This is a genomic window from Alkalibacillus salilacus (assembly GCF_030812915.1).
GTDB classification, from domain to species: domain Bacteria; phylum Bacillota; class Bacilli; order Bacillales; family Alkalibacillaceae; genus Alkalibacillus; species Alkalibacillus salilacus.
Map to the genome: position 1 here is coordinate 105,777 of NZ_JAUSTQ010000003.1, position 26,496 is coordinate 132,272.

Here is a 26,496-nt window from a genome sequence, read left to right on the forward strand (position 1 = left end):
TCACCTTTTTGTTAATATTGTATGGATTGGGGAACCTTCTGGAACATATCCTTCTAATTCAAATTGTTCTTGGCCTTCATTGAACTGTTCGTATTTGACAATTGTTTCTCGTTTTAATTGATTCAGCAGTTTCCCCTCACTACTTGAAAGAGAAACACGATAATGCTTCCAGTTATTAAGTAGTGCCTGTTCAATTGCTTGTTTTAAATAATCATAGTCAGATGATTCTAGCGCAGACATTTTAACGCTTGGGGTCGAGTATGGGATAACCTCATCTGAGACTAAATCCACTTTGTTATAAACCGTTAACATCGGTATATCACCAGCACCCAATTCATCAAGGATATTAAAAACAGTCTTTTCTTGTTCAACTGATTCCTCATTGGAAGCATCAACGACATGCAAAATAAAATCTGCTTCTACAACTTCTTCGAGCGTGGAACGAAATGCTGCAATTAATGTCGTAGGTAGATCTTGAATAAATCCAACAGTATCAGATATTAAGAGTTCAAAACCACTTGGCAGCGTGATTTGGCGTGTTAAAGGATCTAATGTTGCAAAAAGTTTATCTTCTTCCAATGAACCTGTTTCACTTAATCGGTTGAAAATGGTTGATTTACCTGCATTCGTATAGCCGACAATCGCCATTTGGAAGGCTGAATTTTTCTTGCGGCGCTGACGATACTGATCTCGTTGTTTAGCTACTTGTTCTAACGCACGCTTAATTTCTGTAATCCGTCTGCGAATATGACGCTGGTCTGTTTCTAGTTTCGTCTCACCAGGTCCTCTTGTCCCAATTCCACCACCAAGTCGAGAAAGAGAGGTACCTTGTCCATGTAATCGAGGTAATAAATATTGAAGTTGAGCTAATTCGACTTGTAATTTACCTTCTTTAGTTCGTGCTCGCATCGCAAATATATCTAAAATCAACTGGGTGCGATCTAGAATTTTAATTTCCCACTTGTCTTCTAAGTTTCTAGATTGTGATGGCGTTAACTCCTGATTGATAATAACGACATCAATCTCATATTGATCAATGTATTGCTTGATTTCTTCTACTTTCCCTGTCCCAATATATAAAGCTGAATGAACTTTATCCCGCTTTTGAATAAAGATTTCATTCACATCGACATCGACTGTATAAGCTAAGGCTTCTAATTCTTCTACAGATGATTCAAATAAATGCTCAGGTGTATCAGGTGTGTGACATCCGACTATAATCGCTTGCTCTTTCATAAATGGACTCCTTTATCTTCGTATAAGTTTATTGTTAACGAAAACATGTTTTCCGTCAAACAACATGAAATAAGCCTACCACTCATTTTGTGATAGGCTTAATGAATTACATTATTATTATGAGTCCAAATCAATATTTTTAACCGGTGCAAACGTTGAAATGGCATGTTTGAAAATTAACTGTTGGCGCCCTTCTGTTTCAATTAAAACGGTGAAATTGTCGAATGATTGAATGATTCCTCTTAGTTGGAAACCATTCGTTAAGAATACCGTTAACTGAACCTTCTCTTTACGTAATTTGTTTAAGAATGCATCTTGAATGTTCGCTGAATTCGCCATAATTCTTCCTCCTCTATCTATCTCTTAATTATTATTATTCTGCTTGTGCTTTAAAAATCCTGCTAAATCTGAAAAAATTGTCTCGAAAGTTTTTTCGTAACGATCAGGATCAATTGTGTACCAATGAACATCAGGAAGTTTGTTGCGATAGTAAGTTAGTTGACGCTTCGCAAATCTTCTGGTGTTTTGCTTAATTTGACTAATAACGTCATCGTACATCACTTCGTTTCGGAAATATGGAAGCCATTCTTTGTAACCAATCCCTTGCATTGCTTGAATAGTTGATCCATACGCCTGGTATAACGCATATACTTCATCATATAGTCCTTCTTCAATCATGTCATCAACACGACGATTAATTCGGTCATACAGTTGTTCCCGTGGCATATCTAATCCAATAATATACGGTTGGTAAGGAGATACATTAGATTGTACTTGTTCAAGTTGCGACATCGTTTTCCCTGTTCGCTCATAAACTTCTAATGCACGAACGACTCTTCTAATATTATGAGGATGAATCCTGTTTGCTTGATCAGGATCAACCTGTTTCAATTTCTCGAAATAAGGTTCGATTCCATTCTGTTCGATTCCTTGCATCATTGAGTCTACATAACCTTCGTTACGGTCAACCTCTGAAAAATTAAAATCATAAAGCGCAGAATGAATATAAAAACCTGTACCACCAACGACAACTGGCAATCGATCTCTCGCAGTAATTTCATCTACTAATGACTTCAAATCCGATTGAAAATGAGCAGCGGAATATTGACCATCTTCTGGTAAAAAATCGATCAAATGATGAGCAACACCATCCGCTTCTTCTTTCGTTACTTTAGCTGTCCCAATATTAAATCCCCGATAAAACTGCATGGAATCGCCATTAATAACTTCTCCATCAAATCGCTTACTAATTTCTATGCCTAATTTACTTTTACCAACAGCTGTTGGGCCGATAACGCTGACAACAATCGGTTTCATACTGCCCCTCATTTCTACTACATAATTCGTTTGAACATCCGTTGAATTTCATAATCACTAAAGTGTACAATGATTGGTCGACCATGTGGGCATGTATAAGGGTCTTGGCACGACCGTAATTCATCAATCAAATAGTTCATTTCTTGATGGCTCAAGTAATGGTTAGCTTTAATCGAACGTTTACAAGACATTAAAATTGCTGCTTCTTCTCGAATTTTCTCAATGCTTATGCCTTTTTCTTGTGCTAAGTCATCGACCATATCACGAATGGTTAATTCTTCAGCTCCTACTGGGAACCAAGTAGGATAGGCTCTTACTAGATAACTCTGATCTCCGAATGGTTCCAAGTATAAGCCAATTGATTCCAACTGTGAACGATTTTCTTCTATCGTTATGGCTTCTTGTGCTGTGAAATCGAACGTCAACGGAACGGATAAAGTCTGTAATTCATGATCAGGTTTACCTAATTTCTTTTTGAAATACTCATATTTAATCCGTTCTTGAGCAGCATGTTGATCCATTAGATATAAGCCTTGTTCATTTTGAGCTAAAATATAAGTACCATGTAATTGCCCGATCGGACTTAAAAAGGGAATCCGTTCACTCTCTGTTTCAGTCGAATCATTTGGTAACATTTCTGGTTCTTCTTGTTTTGGCGACGGCCGTTCCTCAGTTGTTGAAACTGGGTGACTCACTTGTTGGTTTATTTTCGATTGAAATTTAGATAAAGATTCAGCAATGTGGTGATTGTTAGTTTGAGAATCTTGACCGACCGTTTCTTGTTCCGATGTTTCATCCCTATTTGGTTGTGTGAAATCTAGTGCTGTTTGTTCTGATGGTTCTTGTTTTCGTTGTTTCCCTTCTGGTATCAGCTTTTGTTCATGTAAGACGTCATAGATTGTATCTTTAACTAATTCAAATAAAGCATTTTCTTTACTGAAACGAACTTCCGTTTTAGCTGGGTGAACGTTTACATCGACTAAATAAGGGTCCATTTCAATTTGTAAGACCACCACAGGATAGCGACCGATTGGTAAGAATGTATGGTAACCATCTAGTATAGCCTTATTGATTTTAGGGTTTTTAATATAGCGACCATTAACGATTAACGAAATGTAATGGCGATTAGCACGGGTGATTTCAGGTTTTCCAATATAACCCGTTAAATGATAGTCTAGAGAATGATTTTCCACTTTGAGCATATTTTTCGCGATATTTGAACCGTAGATTTGTTGAATAGTCTGTAATAATTGGCCATTCCCAGGTGTGAAAAATAGTTTTTTCCCATTATGCTCACATTCAAATCGAATATCTGGGTGCGATAACGCCATACGGTTAATGACATCTGTTAAATGTCCAAGTTCAGTGTGGACGGTTTTTAAATATTTTAACCGTGCAGGCGTATTATAAAACAGATGTTCAACAATGATTTCAGTACCTTGTCGTTTCGTATGTTTTTGATGTTCTACAACTTCTCCTCCATGAACCACAAGCTCTGTTCCTGTTTCTTCACCTGTAGACGTTCTTAATGTCAATTGACTAACGGCCGCGATACTAGCTAATGCTTCACCACGAAATCCTAAAGTTTCAACACGAAACAAATCTTTTTCATGAGCGATTTTACTCGTAGCATGACGACCAAATGCTTTAGGTGCATCAGTTTGCGTCATACCACGCCCATTATCGATCACTTTAATTGAGCGAAGACCAGCTTCTTCAAGCTCTATTTTGATCCACGTACTTCCTGCATCTATACTATTCTCTAATAATTCTTTAATGACCGAAGCGGGACGTTCAACGACTTCACCCGCTGCTATTTTATTAGAAAGGGTGCTCGGTAGTTCGATGATTGAGTTCATTTATACCGTCCCTCCTCTCGCTATTATTCCTTCAAACGCTTTTGGAGTGAATGAAGTGTATTCATGGCTTCCATTGGCGTCATTTCCATCAAGTTCAGGTTTTGAATATCCTTATAGACTTCTAACTCTTGGTGTGTTGATTCACTAGCCGTTTCTTCAAATAGAGTTAATTGCTGCTCTTGTACTAAATCGTCTTTAATCGATTGAGTACTCTCAAATGTTTGTAACAGATAATTAGCTCGGTCAATAATTTCATGAGGAAGATCCGCTAATTTAGCTACATGTACACCGTAACTTTTATCTGCCTTACCAGGTTTAATATGATGTAAGAATACAACTTCCCCATCTTGTTCATCGACTTCGACGTGAACATTTTGTAAATGCGTTAAGTTATCCTCCAGTGTCGTAAGCTCATGATAATGCGTGGCAAATAAGGTTTTAGCGCCAACATGATCATGCAAATACTCAACAATGGATTGAGCTAAAGCCATCCCGTCGTAAGTGCTTGTCCCACGACCAATTTCGTCAAATAATATCAAACTATTATTGGATGCGTTCGTAACAGCATATTGAGCTTCTAACATCTCGACCATAAACGTACTTTGACCAGATACAAGATCATCCGCGGCACCAATACGCGTGAAAATTTGATCAAAAATCGGTAAGTTCGCCCGGCTCGCTGGTACAAAACAACCAATTTGCGCCATTATGGCTAGCAAACCAAGTTGCCGCATATACGTACTTTTACCAGCCATATTAGGTCCTGTAATAAGCAAGATATCTGTATCTTCTTCCATAAAGAAGTCGTTAGGTACAAATTCTTCTTGCATCACATGTTCAACAACAGGATGACGAGCACCTTGGACAGCTAAGACCTGCGTATCATTCATGACAGGCTTTAAATAATTATTTTCTTCACTAACAAATGCAAAACTTACTAATACATCGATTTCACTAATTTGTTCAGCAAGACGTTGTAATAAAGGAATATACTGTTTCATTTCCTCGCGAATCTCAACAAAGAGATCGTATTCTAAAGCGACACTCTTGTCTTTCGCTTCTAATATTAATTTCTCTTTTTCTTTTAATTCTGGCGTAATAAAACGTTCAGCATTAGCAAGTGTTTGTTTTCGCTCGTATCGTTCATCATCAATAGCATATAAGTTTGCTTTCGTTACTTCAATGTAATAGCCGAACACTTTGTTATAACCTACTTTGAGTGACTTAACGCCTGTTCGTTCACGTTCTGAAGCTTCTAATTCTGCCACCCACTGTCGACCATTACGGGATGCCTCTCGATATTCATCTAATTGTGCATGATAGCCATCTTTTATAATGCCACCTTCTGTAATAAGAATGGGCGGTTCCTCATGTATGCTAGAGTCTAATAGCTGATACATCGCGTCATATGGTGAAATATCGCCCAATAAATCCGTGATTAAATCATCATCAAATTGATTAAGCGTCGCTTTTATATCCGGCACTTTTGCTAATGACTTCTTAAGTTGGAGTAAATCACGCGCATTGACATTCCCATATGAAACTCGTCCAGCTAATCGTTCAAGATCATAGACATGTTTAAGTTGATCTCGTAGTGCTTCTCTTTCAAAGAACATGGTCATAAGTGACTCCACTTGAGCATGCCTTTTTTCGATCGTTTCTTTCGATAATAGAGGGCGATCAATCCATTTCTTTAATCGACGAGCCCCCATTGCTGTAGAAGTTCGGTCTAATACAGACAGAAGCGTTCCTTTTTGGCTCTTATCTCGAATTGACTCCATGAGTTCTAAATTACGTTTAGAATAAAGATCTAGTTTCATATATTGTTCAACTGGAACGTATTCCACAGCTTGAAGATGACTTAAAAAACGTTTTTGAGAATGATGAATGTACTGGAATAAGCGGCCAAATCCATTAATCAGCTCTTTGCTCTCTAATCCTTCAACTAGGTAATCAAAATGATCCGGAATGGATGTTTCATCTTGGTATGATAGCGTTACATTTAAATAAGCACTCAAAGAAGATTGTTCTTCTTCTGGAAAACTCGTTGGGAGCACAATTTCTTTAACAGGACGATTATAAAGTTCGCTGATAACATCTTGAATGGTCGCCTTCATTTTACTGATGAACGTTTCGCCTGTCGTTAAATCAGCATATGCTATGACATAACCATCAGTATGTTGATCGATCGATGTTATGTAATTATTCTCAGATTCATCTAACATGTTTCCTTCCATAACAGTGCCTGGTGTTACGATTTGTACGACTTCTCGCTTAACCACACCCTTCGCTGTTTGCGGGTCTTCTACTTGCTCACATATTGCAACTTTATAGCCTTTATCAATCAACGTTTTAATGTAATTTTCTGCAGAGTGGAAAGGGACCCCGCACATTGGGATTTTTTCATCGCCTCCATCCCGCTGTGTTAATGTAATTTCAAGTTCCTTTGCAGCTTTTAAAGCATCATCAAAAAATAACTCATAAAAGTCACCTAAACGAAAAAATAAAAAGGCGTCTTTATTTTCATCTTTTACTTTCATATATTGTTCAATCATCGGCGTATATCTTGCCATGTTGGTTCCTCCAATTGTCATGCTCTATCCGACATTATAGCACAAATAATAACTAAAATTAAAAACCATACAGTTGCAGATAACAACTGTATGGTTCAAGCTTATTCGCGGTCAATTTCGATATCTGCTAATTCTGAATCCAATCCACTAATATCGACTTCATCTTCATCAAAGCCATTCGGTTCAATTTTAGCCCAAACTTTAGTTTCGCCAATCAGATCCACAACAAACTCACGCTCTAAATCAACGCGTATTTGCTTTTGCTTCTCATCAATTTCGCATTCAAGTGTATTAGGTTGTTGCGTTGCACGAGCCACAACATCAAATTGATTGGTTAAACTTTTCTGGTCTTTCATGGCAATTGGGACTTGATCACTGTACTGTTTGCGTTCTGAGATAACTTCTGTTTTAGTATTATCGGAATAAGAGTACCAAATATTAATATCGTAAGTACCTGTGATATCAACGACATGACCACGTTTTTTCGCTTCATACTGATGATTAATTACCCAACACCCTAATATACTAGATGGTTTGTAGTTGGGTGAAACATGGTGATGATCCTCTGTATACTTTTTCCCCTTTCCACAAACTGCTTTCGTAATAATCTCTCGATAGTCTCGACCTGACATATCACGTTCCTCCTTTTTCATTTCGCCACTATATTCTTATGTTAATTGGGCGTTTGATGTGAATCATCTTGTGACGATTAGAAACGTTATAGTGTCATTCATATGCGTTTGCCTAATTGAGTGTTAATAATGAAAACAAAAATTTTTAGCTTTGTTAAAGTCTGTTGTTGATCCACACTAACTCTTAATAGAGACAAAATTAAAATCCCTCCGAAAGCGCATTTGCTTTCGGAGGGATTTTGTTTAATATTTTAATTCTTTTCCTGTTTCACCTTTTAAAACATTGCCGCCTGTTGCACGAATAATTTCGTTCGTGACTTCTTCAGCAATCGTTTTTGATACGCGTTGTAGAATATCATTCACAACAACTTGTGTTTCTTTAAATTCCTGAACAACAGGGATTTCATCAAGTTCTTGTTGTAGACGGTCAAGTTCTTCTTCCACTCGTTTTTGAGCTTCAGACTTTTCATAATGCTGTAAGTTAACCGCTTGTTTTTGTAAAGCTTTAATCTTTTTAATATAGGATTGGACTTTATTGTTTTGATTCAATTTCACTTCAAGTTGCTTAAAGCGTTCAATCTCTTCTATTTTCGATAACTTTACAGCTAAATCTTTCGCTTCTTGGATTACTTCTTGTCTTGAGTATTGTGCCATTTAATTCACCTCTACAGCTTCTTCAACCATAACGCCGTCTAATGACCACGTTTTAGCTTGAGTAATTTCAACTTCAACAATGTCACCAATCGCTGACTTAGGACCTGTGAAGTTCACTAACTTACTATGCTCTGTATAACCAGCTAAAACGTCAGGGTTGTTTTTACTTTCACCCTCAACTAAGACGTTAACTGTTTGACCTTCGTATTTCTTCATTGCTTCTTTCGCATAAGCATTTACTTTATCATTCAAACGATAAAGACGTTGTTTCTTCTCATCTTCGGTAACCTCATCTTTAAACTTATCAGCTGGCGTACCATCACGTGGTGAGAAGATGAAAGTATAAGCATGTTCAAAACCAACTTCATCATATAATGTCATGGTATCTTCAAATTGCTCTTCCGTTTCATTTGGGAAACCAACGATGATATCTGTTGAGAACGTTGCGTGCGGAATAGCTTCTTTTATTTTGCCGACGAGTTCTAAGTACTGCTCGCGTGTATATTTACGTCCCATAAGTTTTAACACATCGGAATTACCTGATTGAACGGGTAAATGAATATGCGGCATTAAGTTATCGCCTTTACCTAATACTTCAATTAAGCGATCGTCAAAATCACGCGGGTGTGATGTCGTGAACCGAACCCGTGGGATATCGATTTTACGAACTTCATCCATTAAATCGCCTAAGCCGAAATCTATGTCTAAGTCTTTACCATAAGCATTAACGTTCTGACCAAGAAAGGTTACTTCTTTATAACCTTGGGCAGCTAAATGGCGTAATTCTTGGATAATGTCTTCTGGACGACGACTACGTTCTTTACCGCGCGTATATGGAACAATGCAATAAGTACAGAATTTATCGCAACCATACATGATATTAACCCATGCTTTAATTTGGCCTTTACGCCGTTTAGGAAGATTTTCAATGACGTCACCTTCTTTAGACCATACTTCAACAACGCGTTCTTTACTAAGATAAGCGTTTTGAACTAGCTGAGGTAGACGGTGGATATTATGTGTACCAAAAATCAAGTCAACATGATGATGTTTCGCTAAAATACGGTTAACGACTGACTCTTCCTGTGACATACAACCACAAACACCAACAATTAGGTCAGGATTTTCGACCTTCAATGATTTTAAGTGGCCAAGTTCACCAAATACTTTGTTTTCCGCATTTTCACGAATCGCACAAGTATTAAGTAAAATCATGTCGGCTTCTTTTTGATCAGTTGTGGCTTCATAACCCATCTCTTCTAAAATACCAGACATCACTTCTGTATCATGTTCGTTCATCTGGCACCCATAAGTACGAATTAAGTATTTCTTACCAACTCCTAAGTTGCGGAATTGCTCTTCAATCTCAAAATCATCATGGTATTTAATGTCTTGTTTACCACGTTTTTGAGCTTTTCTTAAGTTAGGTGGTTCGTACGTCGCTTCAAAATATTTAATAAAATCATCTGAAGTTTTTTCCTTCAGACGGTTTAAATTTTTCTCCTCGCTTGCCTGATTAGACGCATGACTTTGTATTATTTGATTCTGTTCATGTCGTTGTTTTTCGTTCATGACAAGACTCCTTTCCTCTAATACCGAAAACCAGTTCCATACCTATACTCAGTATAAGTGCTAAAACGGATTTTAACAATAATTAGCCGGTAAATACAACCTAAAAAGATTAAAGATGTCATGAATCATTCATAAATTCTATTATAAAAATCGAACAGCATTATCATAACGCATGCGATAAACATCATCACTGGAATAATGATGAGCTAGTTTATGATAAAGATTACGTACAGCTTCGATATCTTCTAAACCTTGAATGGTTTCAGACATACCATCGAAATCAGAACCGAAACTGATTGAATCTCGTCCACCTAATTCATACATATGATTTATATGATTCAGTAAATCCTCAATATTCACGCCATCTTTCGCTGTAAAATAAGGAACAAATGTTATTCCGACAGGGGCTTTTTGCTCAAAAAATTGCTTTAATTGTTGATCCGAAATGTTGCGCTCATGTTGATAGATCGCCTTTGCATTCGAATGGGAAATCATAGGGCGATCGGCAAGCTCTAAAACATCATCAATACCTGCTGGTGATAGATGAGAACAATCCACAAAAGCATTATACTCATTAATCGTCTTAACAGCTGCTTTCCCTAAAGTAGTTAACCCTAACTCTTCATCCTCCACACAAGTTCCTGAAAGGGCATTGACGTTATTCCAAGTGAGACCAACAGCCCGTACGCCGAGCCGTAGTAATGTTCTTAACTTCATTAAATCTTCACCAATAACATGGCATCCTTCTAACGTTAAAACAGCCCCTTTTTCATGTGGGCTTAAGGCCTCGACTTCTTCTTTAGTTTGAACCCATTTAATTCCAGGGTATGGTTTAATAATTTTTTCATGAAAAAGGTCAATCATTTCAAGTGCACTCTGAAAGTAATCTTGACTCGTTTCGGGTGGAACAAATATCGCAAAGTATTGTACTTGGACCGGGCTGTTGAGCCATTTGTTGTAGGATATATGTAAATCATCATCGCTAAAAGATTTATGTGGCTCCTCCCATAGTTTCATTAAAACGTCGCAGTGCATATCAATCATATTAGTCCTCTCCTTATATATAGTCTATACGCGCAAGCATACACGATTTCGCTGCCACTATGCACTAACAATATCTGGACAAAAATAAAAGTACAAAGCTTTGAAAGCCTTGTACTTTTTGTTGAGTCCATTATCTTGGTTCAACAATTAATTTAATTGCTGTGCGTTCTTCCTGTTCGATCGTAATGTCTGTAAATGCTGGAATACAAATTAAGTCTACACCACTAGGAGCAACAAATCCTCGTGCGATGGCGACAGCTTTCACTGCTTGGTTAAGAGCACCAGCCCCTATAGCTTGAATTTCTGCAGAACCTCTTTCACGTAACACATTTGCTAAAGCACCTGCAACTGAGTTCGGATTTGACTTTGATGATACTTTGAGTATTTCCATTCCTAGTTCCTCCTTCAATTACTATAATGATCTCATCATTAATCTATTCAGCATTTTTACGACCTATTCCTTTTATTATGAATGAATTGTCGGAAAAATTCAAATAATCCACTCATTCAAAATTTAAATGATCGTCATTCACTAGGATTCGTTCAATCTTTTTAGCTTCACCTGTGTTTTGATCTACATCAATCACAACACCACTTAATACCGTTTGATCTGTTTCTGGTACATCAAACTTAACTGGAAGCCCAGTTTTAAACTTACGAATAACAGCATTTTTATCTACACCTAGGATGCTATTATAAGGGCCTGTCATTCCGACATCTGTAATATAAGCTGTTCGATTAGGTAGAATGCGATTATCTGACGTTTGAATATGTGTATGTGTTCCAACGACAGCACTTGCACGACCATCGAGATACCAACCCATGGCTTGTTTTTCACTAGTTGCTTCAGCATGAAAATCCACAAAGATAATATGTGCATTTCGTTTAGCTTGTTCAATTAACCCATCAACGACTGTAAATGGATCATCAATCGGATTCATAAACGTACGCCCCTGTGCATTAATGATGGCTATTTTAGTTTTCCCAATTGTAGCGTATTGCATTCCTTTTCCAGGTGTTCCTTCAGGAAAATTTGCAGGTCGAACTAACTGATCCGTGTCATCTATGAAATCAAATATTTCTTTTTTATCCCAAGCGTGATTACCTAAAGTGACCATATCAGCTCCCCACTCGAGAATTTGATGATAAATCTTTTTCGTGATCCCTTTTCCATGTGCAGCATTTTCACCATTCACAATCGTGAAATCAGCACGATGTTGTCTTTTTAACTGTGTTAATTGTTGTTGTAGTGCGTCGCGCCCAGGTTTTCCAACAATATCTCCAATAAATAAAATTTTCATAATTTTATCCTTTCCTTATCTTCTCTAGTAAATCGTTACATACTTTCAAGTCATAGTCAAAATAAAAAAGACGGCCGTTAAGCCGTCTTTTTACTTCGCATAGTCAACTGCTCGCGTTTCGCGAACGACTGTTACTTTAATGTGACCAGGATAATCTAAACCTTCTTCGATCTTATGACGAATGTCACGCGCTAACGTAACAGCCTTTGCATCATCAATAGCGTCTGGACGAACCATAATTCTCACTTCACGTCCAGCTTGAATCGCAAATGATTTCTCAACACCTTCGTATGAGTCCGCAATTTCTTCTAGTTTTTCGAGTCGTTTAATATAATTTTCTAATGACTCACTTCTAGCTCCAGGTCGTGCAGCTGATAAGGCGTCAGCCGCAGCTACAATAACAGAAATAACGCTTGTTGCTTCCTCATCACCATGGTGTGAGGCAACAGAATTGATAACTGTTTCATTTTCCTTGTATTTCTGTGCTAGTTCTTTACCAATTTCAACGTGACTTCCTTCGACCTCGTGGTCTACGGCTTTACCAATATCGTGTAGTAAACCTGCACGTCTAGCAAGCTGCTCATCTTCACCTAACTCAGCTGCTAAGAGACCTGATAAGTAGGCTACTTCTAATGAGTGTTTCAACACGTTTTGACCATAGCTTGTACGATATTTCAAACGACCAAGAATCTTAACCAAATCAGGATGAATACCATGAGCACCAATATCGAAGGTTGCTTCTTCACCCACTTCGCGAATGTATTCATCTACTTCACGACGAGATTTCTCAACCATCTCTTCAATTCGAGCTGGATGGATACGACCATCTTGTACTAGATTTTCTAATGCAATTCGAGCAATTTCGCGTCGAATTGGGTCAAAACCAGATAAAATAACGGCTTCAGGTGTATCATCAATAATTAAATCAATACCTGTTAATGTTTCAAGTGTACGGATATTACGACCTTCACGACCGATTATCCGTCCTTTCATCTCATCGTTCGGTAAATTCACAACAGAGACTGTCGTTTCAGAAACATGTTCTGCTGCAAGACGTTGAATGGCAAGAGATAGAATATTTTTCGCTTTCTTATCTGCTTCTTCTTTCGCCTTGGTTTCTTCACGTTTAATGATCATAGCTGTTTCATGAGACATATCATTTTCCACACGGTCTATAATCACTTGCTTCGCTTGTTCTTCAGTTAATCCAGAAATACGTTCAAGCTCAGCCTGTTGTGTAGTCATCATTTCTTCCACTTTGCTTTCAGCTTCATTAAGTTGTTGTTGCTTTTCATTTAATGAATTCTCTTTGTTTTCTAACGTAAGCTCACGTTTATCTAACGTTTCACTCTTACGATCGAGAGTTTCCTCCTTTTGCATCAGCCGATTCTCTTGTTTTTGCACTTCATTACGACGTTCGCGTAGCTCTTGTTCTTGTTCTTGCCGCAAGCGATTTGTTTCATCCTGCGCTTCTAACAGTGCTTCTTTTTTCGCTGCTTCAGCATTTCGACGACCTTCATCTTCAAGTTTTCGAGCAAATTCTTCAGCACTCGAAATCTTCGCTTCAGCTATTGAACGACGAATAAAATAACCAACAACAGTACCGACAACCAAAGCTAGCAAAATGGAGATGATTAACGTTACCATACTATCCATACTTTCACCTCCTCTTGCTATAAAATTGTTTCACTCTTTCATTTCATTTCAGTCGGTAATGTACAATCATTCATCATAAGCATTAAAGTATAAAATGAAAATTATACATATTAATTTTAAGCTTGTCTAGTACTCATGTCAAGGAATTGTCAAACAATTTATAAATTTGTCTCTTGCTGTTCCCCATAAATAAAGCTGCTCAACACCATCTCAATCGATTGTTGAACAGCTTATTCATATAACCTACTCTAAGTCTAATTTTTCTTGATTTTCGGCTTCTTCCTCTTCCGCTGTTTCGTTTTCATCAATGCTGTAATGAGCTCGAATTTCGTTATAAATTTGATCATATACCGCTGGATTGTCTTTTAAATATTGCTTCGCGTTTTCTCGGCCTTGGCCTAACTTATCACCATTGTAAGAGAACCAAGCACCGCTCTTTTGGACAATATCAAGATTTGCTCCGATATCGACTAATTCGCCTTCTCTTGAAATTCCTTCACCGTACATAATATCAACTTCAGCCTGTCTGAACGGTGGAGCCACTTTGTTTTTCACAACTTTAAGTCGGGTCTTATTCCCGATCATTTCATTACCTTGCTTTAATGTCTCTGCACGGCGTACTTCTAAGCGTACAGAAGAATAGAATTTCAATGCACGACCACCTGTAGTCGTTTCAGGATTACCAAACATAACGCCAACTTTTTCACGAATTTGATTAATGAAAACAGCTGTCGTATTTGATTTATTAATAGCACCAGAAAGCTTACGAAGGGCTTGCGACATTAAACGCGCTTGTAAACCAACGTGTGCATCTCCCATTTCGCCTTCGATCTCAGCTTTTGGAACTAGTGCAGCTACAGAGTCAACGATAATGATATCGACTGCACCACTACGTACAAGCGCCTCTGCAATTTCTAACGCTTGTTCACCTGTATCAGGTTGTGAAAGCAATAATTCATCTATATTAACCCCTAATTTACGTGCATAGACAGGGTCTAACGCATGTTCAGCATCAATAAATGCTGCCTGGCCGCCTGCGCGTTGTGCTTCAGCGATTGCGTGTAATGCGACAGTTGTTTTACCAGATGATTCTGGGCCATAAATTTCAACAATTCGTCCTCTCGGATAGCCTCCAACACCTAAGGCAACATCTAAACCAAGCGAACCACTTGAAACAGTTGAAATCGCTTGCCCTTCTTGTTCACCCAATTTCATAATGGATCCTTTACCAAATTGTTTCTCTATCTGCTTTAATGCCATATCTAACGCTTGTTGACGATCACTCATTTTCTTATTCCCCTTTCTTATCACTATATCTATCATACTACGATTTTAATGTTTTGCCAAGAAAAAAGCGAATATTTGTTCTGTTTTTTATTGTCGTACAAACTGATCATATAAATATTTCATACCGGCATCTGTTGCTGCTTGCCTCACATCTTCTCGGGACCCTGTGAATTGAAACAACTTTGAATAAACGTTTCCATAAACTGATAGTCCAATATAAACTGTACCCGGTGAAATGGCATCCTCATCATTAGGACCTGCCACACCAGTAAAACTTATCGCAACGTCAGTATTTAATTTATTTGCAGCACCTGATGCCATAGCTTTTGCACAGGCGTGACTCACTGCCCCTTCTTCATCTAAAATATTAGCTGGAACGTCAGCGACAACATGTTTGGCTTGATTGTTATATGTAATCAAACTACCATAATAAAACGATGAAACCCCTGCATGATCTACAATCGTAGATGAAAATAATCCGCCAGTTAAACTCTCACAAGAAGCTAATGAAATCTTTTGATCTTTGAAGTGTTCAATAACTTGCTCCGTTTTAGATCGAGGTTGATTAACAATGTATTCACCAACGCGAAAACGAATGAGCTCTTCTAATTCATCGAACCAATCAGCTGCTTCATCTTTTCGATTAGCTTTCGCAGCTAATCTAACCATCACATATCCATCTCCCGCTAAAGGGGCGATTGTTGGGTTAGTCTGTGACTGGATTAAGTCAAGTAGTTCAGTTTCTAAAATGGATTCACCTATCCCTTGAAAATATAAAGTACGATAATACAGTTTACCATCTGTTAAACCAAGCTGATGTAGGTAAGGAATAATACCATTCGACATAATATCTTTCATTTCTTTTGGCACCCCTGGTAAGAAGAACCAGTAAACACCCTGATGTTTAAATGCTAAACCTGGTGCCATCCCAACATAATTTTCAAAAGTTTGACCACCGTTAAAATGTAAAGCTTGCTTTCTGTTATTCTCAGTCATTGAAATGTTACGATCACCAAAAAATTGTTCAATTTGGTTCATGACTTGCTTATCCATCAGCAGAGATGTATCAAATAATTCAGCTGCCACTTCCCGCGTTAAATCATCTTCTGTTGGTCCAAGACCTCCAGTTACAATGACGAGATCAGACCGATTTTGAGCTTGCTGAAAAACAGCCTTCATTCGATTAGCATTATCTCCAACCGTCTGATGATGAAGCACATTTAATCCAACATCATTTAATTTTTTAGATAACCAACTCGCGTTTGTATCAACGATTTGACCAAGCAAAAGTTCTGTACCTACTGAAATGACTTCACAACGTAACGTCATTTTGAACCCCTCATAACATGCCAGTTTTTCTTAAAGTATTCTACACCAGAAATAACTGTCACTAAGGCTGCGAGATATAACAAAATTGAGCCGATTGGTAATTCTAAATAGGAAAAAGGGAAATGATGCAAGATGAGAAATGCAGCTGAACCAATTTGTAAAGTTGTTTTAAGTTTGCCCATTTGGCTTGCAGCAAGAACAATCCCTTCACCAGCAGCTACTAACCTCAACCCGGTAACAGCAAATTCACGGCTTACGATGATAATCACAATCCATGCAGGAGCCATTTGTAGTTCAACTAAGCATATCAGGGCTCCTGAAACTAACAATTTATCTGCTAAAGGATCCAAAAACTTACCTAAATTAGTCACCAAATTATATTTACGCGCATAGTAACCATCTAACCAGTCTGTTAAGGATGCTAAAATAAATAATATTCCAGCTAACAAGTGGGCTATAGGTAACTCATAAGCACCAATATTGAGCTCCCCCCAATTTAAGGGAGTTACGAGAAGGATTATAAAAATGGGAATTAAAAACAATCTGGAAAGTGTGATTTTATTTGGTACATTCATACATAAACCTCCAAAGCTATAGTGTTTCAAAAAATAATCCTTTGCTAACTGCAAAGGATTTATGATTCTTCATTTTGCCATTGAATGATTACGTTTTGACGAACCGTGTCATTTGGGTCAATTTCATATTCAATCGGCTGACCGTTCACTTCAACAGTAAATGCACTAGCTAAGCCAATGACTAGCTCCATTTCACCACTACTATTTTCGTAAGTATATGTTTCTGGAGCATTTTCAGTGTTGAACATACCTGATATAGGTTGAGAAGTATTGCCATTTTCAGAAACATTAACTTGTAGCCACGTCTCACTATCCGTATTCAAGGTGATTTCAACAGGTCCATTGTGTGAAACTTCATAAGTTGTCGTTGGTGTCCCACTCTCATCAACGTTTGCCACACTAATTTGAGGTTCACTTGATTCTTCTGATTCTTGATCTGATTCCTCATCTCCATTGTTACTATTATTATCTTGAGATGAATCATTATTGCCCTCTTCATTTGATGAGTTCTCTTCTTGATTATTATTTTCATCATTATTGTTCTCTTCTTGATTATTCTCATCTTCTTCAGGAGCGCTAATAATTTCTTCTGAATCATTATTATTCGAATCCTCAGTCATGGCAGGTTGTATAAAGTTGACCACTGAATACCATATAGCAAAACCGACTCCAATTAATAAGATAAAAACAAGTAATTTCGGGATCACAGAAAACATCTGCTTATTCTTTTTACCTGATTTACCCGCAGAACGCGATGGAGTCATATATTGATAACTTGCTGGTTCGCTTACAGTAGGTAATTCGTTAGCATGTTCATGTAATAGTTCTTCACCATTTAAACCTACAGCATTCGCGTATTCTCGAACAAAAGCCCGTATATAAAAATTCCCAGGTAAAGTTGACCAGTCATGCGTTTCAATTGCATCTAAATAACGTTTTTGAATTTTAGTTTCTTGAGCTAACTGTTCGACCGTGAGACCTTTGGCTTCTCTAGCTTCTTTTAGTCTTTCTCCTACTTCCATTGATTAACACCGTCCATTTAAAAATCAAACATTGAAAATCCATCTTGTTCTTCGAATTCTGGTTTTTGAATATGTTCATACTCAATTTCTTCATCTACACTATTACGTAATTCAATAAAATAATCAAAGTCATCCAGACTATACTCTGAATTTTGTACAAATGCTTCAGGGTGTTCAACTACTTTAATAGCAGGGATTCCCATTACTTCCCGAATAAGCCGCCAATGACTTTCCGTTGACCGTTTCACTGAGACCATTCCATCAATTATAAATAAATTATTTTTCGCATACTCATCTTTAATTAATTGGCTACGTACTGTTTGTTTTAATAAAGTGCTTGATAAAAACAGCCATCGCTTATTAGCACAAACACTTGCTGCCACAATCGATTCAGTTTTACCAACCCGTGGCATACCTCGAATACCGATTAATAAGTGACCTTCCTTTTTAAATAACTCTGCCATAAAATCAACAAGTAAACCAAGTTCATCTCGAACGAAACGAAATGTTTTCTTATCATCTGAGTCACTTTTAATATATCGACCATGCATCACAGCGAGGCGATCACGTAGTTTAGGTCGTCTAATTTTCGTCACACGAATGGTTTCCATTGTATTTAAAATGCTGATTAAACGATCGATTTGGCGATCATCTTTACTTAACAAGAGCATACCTCTTCGTTGATTTTCAACACCATTAATCATAATAATATTAATGGATAGCATGCCGAGTAAAGAGGATATATCACCAAGTAAACCAGGCCGATTATGTTTAATTTCATACTCTAAGTACCAATCTTTTCGATCATCCATCTAATCAGCCTTTCTATAATAAATGTTAACATAATATTCATACATGCTATGTCTATCATAAATTATTTTCGTAACAATGAAAAGATAGAATGCAATAAATTATAAATAAAATCCTTTCTTTGGAATCCATTACATAAAAAACTGGATCGAGTTGAATCACCCGACCCAGTTTTTTAATTGAACCTAAAGTTATTCATGAGTTCCCTCATTTTGGACTACTTTGACCATCATATTAGCGATTGTATGTCGCTCTTCATCCGAAGCAACATTCCATAAGTCGCGTAGCATCGCTTCTTCATTATTCTTCGCATCAACTTTCGTTGCTAAGTGTTCTCCGACTTGATAAGCCATTTCATTAATGGTTTCTTGATTAACACCCTGATCTTGTGCTTGGTGAAGTCGATCACCTAGGAAATCTTTCCATTGTTCAAAATTATCTAAGACGGACATCGCAAAGCCTCCTTTAATTTGTTCACTAGTAGTGTGAACGAAATAGAGACATTTATACACGAGGTTATATTTAGTTTATGCCACCATTCAAACGTAATAACTGACCATTAAAGTAACTGGATTGAGGGGAGCATAAGAACTGCACGGCATCAGCAACTTCCTCTGGTTGGCCCATCCGTTGCAAAGGGACATCTTCTAACCAATTTTCTACTTCTTCATCTGATAAATGTTGATTCATCTTCGTTGCTATTATACCTGGTGCGACACCATTCACTCGTATATTAGATGTACCGACTTCTTTTGATAATGATTTAACGAACTGATTTTGAGCACTTTTCATCATGGAATACCACACTTCATTGCTGACTCCGATTTCACCCCAAATAGAAGAAATTACAACAATCGTCCCTTGTTGGTTTCGAATCATTGATGGCAAGAAGTGTTTTGTAATACGTGTCATCGACTTCACATGAACATGATATAAGTCATCCATTATCTGATCAGAAGTGTCAGTGATTAAACCGGAATAACTCTGTCCTTGAGCAAAAACAAGTGTATCGATGTTAAATGGAATTGACTTCAATAACTGATCTGTTTCCTGATCTGATCGTAAATCAGCCTGTACTGTCAGTAAAACAGTGTCGTTGCGTAAATCGTGTTGGATATGTTTAATCACGTCTTTGTTTTTATTGTAATGCAAAATAAATTGTCTATTCGGATTAGTTGAAGCTAATTTATTAACAACAGCATATCCAATATCACTACTCGCTCCAATGATCAATATTGTTTCTGTCTGCACATTACTCACCTTCTGGGACAATCGAGCAAACAGTTATTTGATCCTCATCAATCCAAGATTGGAGCTTTTCCTGGAAACGATCAACCGTTAATTGTTCTAATGTCGGAAACACATCGCGAAAATCAAGACCAAGTTGATGGTATTGGATAATGTTACTAGCAACAGTTTCTAAGTTGTTATATTCACGCAGCAATTCACCATATTTCTTTTTCTTCACTCGTTCAAATGCATCTTGGTCTATTTGATCTGTTTTGATTGAGTGGAGCATTTCTTTTACACGTTGACCGAATTTTTCGGGCTCCATTGTGCTAGCACCAATGGCAGTGAATCCAAATGATTTCTCCAACATGTATTCTAAACGTAATGAATCGATAACTAATCCCTCTTGATATAACGATTCATAATGCAAACCACTTTTTGAGAAATATATATCCAGAGCTAAATCACGAATTAAATCGTTTTCTAATAGAACGTTTGGCTCAAGCGCTTCTGGTTTTTCTTTAATACCAACCATACATTTTGGTGTGTTGATCGGCATTTTAATGGTCTTCTCACTCTGGTCAACAACAATCGGTTCGTCGCCGTAATCACGATCAATCTCAGGTGGGATATCAAATGACTTCTCATTTTGATTTTGTTCGATTAGGCGCATCATTTGTTGAGGATCAAATTGTCCAGCAATCACTAATTGCATATTGCCAGGATGATAAAAGGTGTTGTAACACGTATATAAATCATCAGCTGTGATGTCGTTAATGGATTCAACTGTTCCAGCAATATCAATTCTTACAGGATGATGACGATACATTGAATCAATCGTTCCAAAAAATAATCGCCAGTCAGCTTGGTCATCGTACATTCGAATTTCTTGCTCGATAATCCCTTTTTCTTTTTCAACGCTTTCTTCAGTGAAATAAGGATTTTGGACAAAATCTAACAACGTTTCCACATTAGCTTCAATTTCAGTTGTACTCGAGAATAGATAAGCCGTCTCAGTAAATGAAGTGAAAGCGTTGGCTGAAGCACCTCGTTCAGAAAATTGTTGGAAGACATCACCATCTTCCTTTTCAAACATTTTATGCTCTAGAAAATGGGCGATTCCATCAGGTACTGTTACCATTTCTTTTTGATTAATCGGACTAAATGATTGATCGATGGAACCATAATTGGTTGAAAAGATCGCAAACGTCTTTTCCACATCTTGCTTAGGATATAAGTAAATATCTAATCCATTATCTAATTGTTTATGATAAACGGTTTCATAAACTTTAGGTATATCAATCTCATGCATCTTGAGCACCTCCATCTTCGCTTGTTAACAAGTAAATTGTATCAAGTGCAACGAGGTTAGCCACTTTTATCACGTCGTCTTTCGTTACTGCTTGAATAGCATCAATAACATCTTGGTTTGTTTCTTGTTTTCCACCAATCACTTGCTGATAGTGCCAGTCAATAATCCCTCGTGATCGATCAAGCGTTTCTTTTAGACTATGGATGATTGCTTTTTTCGTTTGCTCTAATTCATCATCTGAAATATTGCCCTCTTGGATACTTTCATGTTGTTTCATAATAATATCTTTTGCTTCTTCATACTTTTCAGGGGCAATACCACTGAATACAAATAGTAAGCCTTTGTGACTTTCGAAACGTGAAGCTGCATAATAAGCAAGTGAATGTTTTTCTCGCACATTCAGGAATAATTTAGAATGTGGAAATCCACCGAAAATTCCATTAAACACTTGAAGTGCTGGATAATTCTCATCACGATAAGTAATCTTTGTACGATATCCGAAATGCAGTTTAGCTTGTTGAACTTTTTGAGCTTCTGAAATAGTACTCACTTGATCTGCATCAGCTTGATCAGCTTCTTTAATCTCTACTGGATTTTGACGCGCTAATTGAAATTCAGATTCAAATAGTTGCTTAACCACTTCATCCTCTACATCACCAACCACATAAATATCTAAACGGTCATGTTTAATCATGTCTTGATATGTGTCATATAAAGTCGTTCCATCTATGGAATCTAAGTCATCAATATAGCCGTGTGAACGAATGCCAAATGATTCGTCTTGGCACATTTCATCAACTAACCGCATATTCGCATATTGCATCTTTTCATCTACAATTGAGTTAATTTTATTCTCTAATGTTTCTTTTTCTTTTGCCACTAAATCCGGGTCAAACGCCTGATCGATCAATTTAGGGTTAGCAACTACTTCTTGGAGAAATTGAACCCCTTGTTTAAGCAAATCATTTTCTGCATCAATGAACTTTTCGTTTGGTAAATCTAAAGTTAAAGTAATAATATGATTTTCGCCTTTTTTAGCACCATTGATGGAAAACTTAGCCCCATATAAACGATCTAATTCTAAACGCAGTTCACGTTCAGACGGGAAGTTCTTCGTCCCTTTTTGTAATACAAAAGGTAACAATGCACGATTCGTAATGGTGTCCCGTTCGATTGGTCGTGCAAATTTTAATGCAATCGTATTTGTTTTGAATTTAGTCGTTGGGATCATGTGCAATTGATAATCTTGATGGTCAATTTGATTGTCAACGAGTGTATTCATGTTCGTCCTCCTAACATATTCTTTACTGTAGCATTTCCGTACTGATTGAATTCATACGAAATTCAATTAAGACGGTGATTGTTCTTCTTGCTGTGTCGATGTTTGTAAGACTTTTCTTGGTTTACTACCTTCATAAGGTCCTACAACGCCACGTTCTTCCATTGCATCAATTAACCTAGCCGCACGCGTATAGCCGATTCTGAATTTTCTTTGTAGCATTGATACACTAGCACTTTGCATATCAACAATCAATTGAACTGCTTGATCATATAGTTCATCATCTACTTCTTCATGTTGTTCAGGTGTCTCTGATGGAATCATATCATCTTGATACTGCGCCTTTTGTTGTTCAACGCAATAATCTGCAATCGATTCTACTTCAGAATCATCAAGGAAAGCGCCTTGAATACGTGTTGGTTTTGAAGCACCAACAGGTAAGAAAAGCATGTCCCCTTTACCAAGTAACTTCTCAGCACCACCACTATCTAAAATTGTCCGTGAATCTGTTTGAGAAGAAACACTGAACGCAATACGTGACGGAATGTTAGCTTTAATCACTCCGGTAATGACATCAACAGATGGTCTTTGCGTAGCAATGATTAAGTGAATACCTGCAGCACGAGCCATTTGTGCCAAACGGGTTATGGCATCTTCCACTTCATTCGATGCCACCATCATTAAGTCAGCTAATTCATCAATAAGAACAACGATATATGGTAACGTTGGGTGGTTTTCATGCTCTTCTTCATTAACACGCTTAATATACTCGTTATAACCTTCGATGTTACGAGTACCTGTTTCAGAAAACAACTCATAACGGCGCTCCATCTCTGAAACGATTTTCTTAAGCGCTTGTGAGGCCTTTTTCGGATCAGTTACAACTGGTGCTAATAAATGAGGGATCCCATTATAAGCATTCAGTTCAACTTTTTTCGGGTCAATCATCATCATCTTAACTTCATGTGGCTTAGCTCTTAGTAAAATACTCGTGATAATACCGTTAACACAAACACTTTTACCACTACCTGTGGCACCAGCAATAAGCATGTGCGGCATTTTATTTAATTCTGCTGTAATCGCCTCTCCAGCAATGTCTCGACCTAATCCAAACAATAACTTCGCAGGGTTTTGTTGGATAGGTTGCATGACTTCTTTCATAGATACTTGAGCCACTTCGTTATTAGGCACTTCAATGCCTATAGCTGATTTACCTGGGATTGGAGCCTCAATTCGGATATCTCTTGCAGCTAAAGCAAGGGCTAAATCATCATGTAAGTTAACAATCTTGCTAACCTTCACTCCGACATCAGGATAGACTTCATACTTTGTAACTGCTGGTCCAACATGAACTTTTGTAACTTTGGCTTTTACACCAAAGCTATGAAATGTCTGTTCAAGCTTCTTAACAGTGGACTGTATTTGTGATTTTTCCTGTTGTTGAGAATGAGCTACAGGATTTGATAACAAGTTTAAGGGTGGTAAAGAATAATCTTCGTTTTCTAGTTCTGTTAACGGTAATGATTCATCGACTTGTTCGCTCTCCTGGTCCACTCGTTCTGTCCATTCATTTGTTTCGATTTCATTAGTGCTTGCGTTTTGTTCAGCTGGTGGTTCCACATCAGACTCAAAACTCTCTATAACTGGTTGATGTTCAGTATGTTCTTGATTCTCAGCAAACGTCACATCAACTTCTGGTTCTTCAGAAGCTGGTGCATCTTTAGCTCGCTCTGCTTTTTCGTCCTTCTTAGTTTGACGCTTTGCTTTTATGTTTTCCCAAAAGGATTGAAATGACGATAAGATGTTTGCCAGCACATCTGACAATGATTTTTCTAATAGAAACATAATGCCAATGACAAGTCCAAAAAATGCTAACACCTTTGCACCTGGACCTGATAATAAATAAAAAGTTAATAAGAACAAAGTTGCTCCGGACATACCAGAACCAATATTGGCATAAGCTATAGAGCCATTTTGATAAGCATCAAAATAATCCCATGTCACTGTGAAAATTGATGAATTGGTTTGCGTAATGACATCATCAAAAGCTTGTAAATGCGTGAATAAGATAAGCGATGCCATAAAGATATAAAATCCGATCCAACGATTAGTCGTAAAGGATGGCCATGAGCGTTTAAATACGATATAAACACCTAATCCAAGCATAAAAATACTTGCAATTGCATACCAAAAACCAAATAGCCATTGTAAAACACTTGTTAGAAGATTCGGTATAACCCCTTCATGAATAGGTTCTATACCACTTGAAAAGATTGCGATTAAAATCAATAATAATCCAATTAATTCAAATTTCAAAAACGGTGGGCGTTTATTACGTTTTGTTTTTCGTTTCTTTTTTGCCATGTCTATCACCTCAAAAAGCGTAAAGCAGCCTTAAAAACAGGCTGCTTTCATCAACTCAATTATATCATAGACATGACGCTTTTTGGGATAGTTATAAATAATAAATTGAACCAGGTTCCAGTCGTTTGTTGAGATAGTCTTGAGGATTCGTCGAAGTCATGTGCACAATCTCATAACCATGTGAACTAGGGTCTCGTTTTAATTTAAGAGTTGCATGATTAATATTAACCCATTGATAGGCTTCATGTTCCTCTTCATCCGTTTCAAATATTTCATCTTCACGTAAAGGTGTATAAATAATCATGATTCAGATTCTCCTTGAGGTTTTTGCTCTTCTATTAAAGAGTTCAAAGTACTCATTGCTTCTTGAACGCCACCAATCGAGTCAATTAAACCATGGTCAACCGCATCTTGGCCGACTACATTTGTACCAATATCACGTGTTAAATTCCCTTTAGCAAACATCAATTCTTTGAATGTGTCTTCATCTATTTTGGCATGATGTGTTACAAAATTAATGACACGATCCTGCATTTTATCTAAATATTCAAAGGTTTGTGGAACCCCTACAACTAAACCAGTCATCCGAATGGGATGGATGGTCATGGTTGCTGTTTCAGTGATAAATGATTTTGTAGCAGCCGTTGCAATAGGAACACCAATCGAATGACCACCACCTAGAACGATCGAAACAGTTGGTTTAGATAACGATGAAATCATTTCAGAAATGGCTAAACCTGCTTCAACATCACCACCAACTGTGTTAAGTAAAATAATAACCCCTTCTATTTTAGGATTTTGCTCAATCGCAACAATTTGGGGAATTAAGTGTTCATATTTGGTTGTCTTATTTTTAGCTGGTAGTTGTAAATGGCCTTCTATTTGACCAATAATCGGTAAAACATGGATATTGGAATCTGAAGTTTGTGGAACATTTGTCGTACCTAATTGTTTGATCTTTTCCATTAAATTATCTTTTTGTTGATTTTGATCTTCTTGGTTATCACTCAACGTAAACACCACCTTCTAGCTAATAGTGTTTACGGTTTCAATATTATCATTCATCACTTGTGATGGTTTTTATTAAAAATAAAGACAATATAAAAAGAGGATAGTTAAAATAATTACTAATACACAAAACCCGAACGAAGTCATAATTTGACTTCGTTCGGGTTCAAATTGTATCACCGCTCCATCAAAATGCTTCGCTTTCCCTAGGCGGCCGGCGAGCCTCCTCGTGCTTCGCACTGCGGGGTCTCACCTTGGCCTTAGATCCCATGACGACCTGGATGGTCTAATGTCAATGTTGGTCACAAAAGCTGATTTCATAAGCTTCTTTGCCTAATTATGCGCCGAGTACTCGCAGGCGCAGGACGTGACCGATTTTAATCGACCAGGAGTCTACGCATTTTGATTCCGCTAAGTAATTGCTCACCAAACATGA

Annotated in this window: 24 protein-coding genes; all 24 read right to left on the reverse strand. The window is 37.4% G+C overall.

Features of this window, described 5'->3' with window-relative positions; all coding sequences use genetic code 11:
• Positions 1 to 1,236, reverse strand: a complete 1,236-nt coding sequence (gene hflX / locus J2S77_RS04800; protein ID WP_306975162.1) for a GTPase HflX — start codon at positions 1,234 to 1,236, stop codon at positions 1 to 3.
• A gap of 117 nt (positions 1,237 to 1,353) precedes the next feature.
• Positions 1,354 to 1,575, reverse strand: a complete 222-nt coding sequence (hfq, locus tag J2S77_RS04805; RefSeq protein WP_167260193.1) for an RNA chaperone Hfq — start codon at positions 1,573 to 1,575, stop codon at positions 1,354 to 1,356.
• Positions 1,576 to 1,599: 24 nt separating this feature from the next.
• Complete coding sequence (gene miaA / locus J2S77_RS04810; protein WP_306975163.1) at positions 1,600 to 2,553, reverse strand: tRNA (adenosine(37)-N6)-dimethylallyltransferase MiaA; 954 nt, start codon at positions 2,551 to 2,553, stop codon at positions 1,600 to 1,602.
• 17 nt (positions 2,554 to 2,570) lie between these two features.
• Positions 2,571 to 4,412, reverse strand: coding sequence for a DNA mismatch repair endonuclease MutL (mutL, locus tag J2S77_RS04815; RefSeq protein ID WP_306975164.1), 1,842 nt, complete (start codon positions 4,410 to 4,412; stop codon positions 2,571 to 2,573).
• A 23-nt stretch (positions 4,413 to 4,435) separates the two neighbouring features.
• On the reverse strand, positions 4,436 to 6,985 hold the full coding sequence (mutS, locus tag J2S77_RS04820; protein ID WP_306975165.1) for a DNA mismatch repair protein MutS: 2,550 nt from the start codon (positions 6,983 to 6,985) through the stop codon (positions 4,436 to 4,438).
• Between the two features lie 101 nt (positions 6,986 to 7,086).
• Positions 7,087 to 7,617, reverse strand: a complete 531-nt coding sequence (cotE, locus tag J2S77_RS04825; protein ID WP_306975166.1) for an outer spore coat protein CotE — start codon at positions 7,615 to 7,617, stop codon at positions 7,087 to 7,089.
• Between the two features lie 243 nt (positions 7,618 to 7,860).
• On the reverse strand, positions 7,861 to 8,271 hold the full coding sequence (locus J2S77_RS04830; RefSeq protein ID WP_306975167.1) for a YlbF/YmcA family competence regulator: 411 nt from the start codon (positions 8,269 to 8,271) through the stop codon (positions 7,861 to 7,863).
• Positions 8,272 to 9,843, reverse strand: coding sequence for a tRNA (N6-isopentenyl adenosine(37)-C2)-methylthiotransferase MiaB (miaB, locus tag J2S77_RS04835; RefSeq protein ID WP_306975168.1), 1,572 nt, complete (start codon positions 9,841 to 9,843; stop codon positions 8,272 to 8,274).
• Positions 9,844 to 9,984: 141 nt separating this feature from the next.
• On the reverse strand, positions 9,985 to 10,887 hold the full coding sequence (locus J2S77_RS04840) for a dipeptidase (protein WP_306975171.1): 903 nt from the start codon (positions 10,885 to 10,887) through the stop codon (positions 9,985 to 9,987).
• Positions 10,888 to 11,017: 130 nt separating this feature from the next.
• Positions 11,018 to 11,278 carry a stage V sporulation protein S gene (locus tag J2S77_RS04845; protein ID WP_017186088.1) on the reverse strand — a complete coding sequence of 87 codons (261 nt, stop codon included), beginning with the start codon at positions 11,276 to 11,278 and terminating at the stop codon, positions 11,018 to 11,020.
• 112 nt (positions 11,279 to 11,390) lie between these two features.
• Complete coding sequence (locus tag J2S77_RS04850) at positions 11,391 to 12,188, reverse strand: TIGR00282 family metallophosphoesterase (protein ID WP_306975174.1); 798 nt, start codon at positions 12,186 to 12,188, stop codon at positions 11,391 to 11,393.
• A gap of 90 nt (positions 12,189 to 12,278) precedes the next feature.
• On the reverse strand, positions 12,279 to 13,844 hold the full coding sequence (gene rny, locus J2S77_RS04855; protein WP_306975175.1) for a ribonuclease Y: 1,566 nt from the start codon (positions 13,842 to 13,844) through the stop codon (positions 12,279 to 12,281).
• A gap of 243 nt (positions 13,845 to 14,087) precedes the next feature.
• A complete protein-coding gene (gene recA / locus J2S77_RS04860; protein ID WP_306975177.1) occupies positions 14,088 to 15,131 on the reverse strand; it encodes a recombinase RecA in 1,044 nt (347 codons plus the stop codon).
• An 87-nt stretch (positions 15,132 to 15,218) separates the two neighbouring features.
• Positions 15,219 to 16,460 (reverse strand): competence/damage-inducible protein A, encoded by a 1,242-nt coding sequence (locus J2S77_RS04865; RefSeq protein ID WP_306975179.1) that lies wholly within the window; start codon positions 16,458 to 16,460, stop codon positions 15,219 to 15,221.
• Positions 16,457 to 17,035, reverse strand: a complete 579-nt coding sequence (gene pgsA, locus J2S77_RS04870) for a CDP-diacylglycerol--glycerol-3-phosphate 3-phosphatidyltransferase (RefSeq protein WP_306975180.1) — start codon at positions 17,033 to 17,035, stop codon at positions 16,457 to 16,459. Before pgsA ends, J2S77_RS04865 begins: the two co-directional genes overlap by 4 nt.
• A 59-nt stretch (positions 17,036 to 17,094) precedes the next feature.
• The gene (locus J2S77_RS04875) at positions 17,095 to 18,057 is read right to left on the reverse strand and encodes a helix-turn-helix domain-containing protein (protein ID WP_306975181.1); all 963 of its coding nucleotides are present in this window, start codon (positions 18,055 to 18,057) and stop codon (positions 17,095 to 17,097) included.
• 17 nt (positions 18,058 to 18,074) lie between these two features.
• Positions 18,075 to 18,869, reverse strand: a complete 795-nt coding sequence (locus J2S77_RS04880) for a DUF3388 domain-containing protein (protein WP_306975183.1) — start codon at positions 18,867 to 18,869, stop codon at positions 18,075 to 18,077.
• Between the two features lie 189 nt (positions 18,870 to 19,058).
• Entirely contained in the window at positions 19,059 to 19,319 is a 261-nt protein-coding gene (locus tag J2S77_RS04885; protein ID WP_306975185.1) for a DUF3243 domain-containing protein, read from the reverse strand.
• 70 nt (positions 19,320 to 19,389) lie between these two features.
• Entirely contained in the window at positions 19,390 to 20,118 is a 729-nt protein-coding gene (gene ymfI, locus J2S77_RS04890) for an elongation factor P 5-aminopentanone reductase (protein WP_306975187.1), read from the reverse strand.
• A gap of 1 nt (position 20,119) precedes the next feature.
• Complete coding sequence (gene yfmH, locus J2S77_RS04895; protein ID WP_306975189.1) at positions 20,120 to 21,409, reverse strand: EF-P 5-aminopentanol modification-associated protein YfmH; 1,290 nt, start codon at positions 21,407 to 21,409, stop codon at positions 20,120 to 20,122.
• The gene (gene yfmF, locus J2S77_RS04900) at positions 21,402 to 22,691 is read right to left on the reverse strand and encodes an EF-P 5-aminopentanol modification-associated protein YfmF (protein WP_306975191.1); all 1,290 of its coding nucleotides are present in this window, start codon (positions 22,689 to 22,691) and stop codon (positions 21,402 to 21,404) included. The genes yfmH and yfmF overlap by 8 nt, the downstream gene beginning before the upstream one ends.
• A 66-nt stretch (positions 22,692 to 22,757) precedes the next feature.
• Entirely contained in the window at positions 22,758 to 25,052 is a 2,295-nt protein-coding gene (locus J2S77_RS04905) for a DNA translocase FtsK (RefSeq protein ID WP_306975192.1), read from the reverse strand.
• Positions 25,053 to 25,143: 91 nt separating this feature from the next.
• The gene (locus tag J2S77_RS04910; protein ID WP_306975194.1) at positions 25,144 to 25,356 is read right to left on the reverse strand and encodes a YlzJ-like family protein; all 213 of its coding nucleotides are present in this window, start codon (positions 25,354 to 25,356) and stop codon (positions 25,144 to 25,146) included.
• Positions 25,353 to 26,018 (reverse strand): ClpP family protease, encoded by a 666-nt coding sequence (locus J2S77_RS04915; protein WP_306975502.1) that lies wholly within the window; start codon positions 26,016 to 26,018, stop codon positions 25,353 to 25,355. Before J2S77_RS04915 ends, J2S77_RS04910 begins: the two co-directional genes overlap by 4 nt.
• Positions 26,019 to 26,496 lie beyond the last annotated feature (478 nt).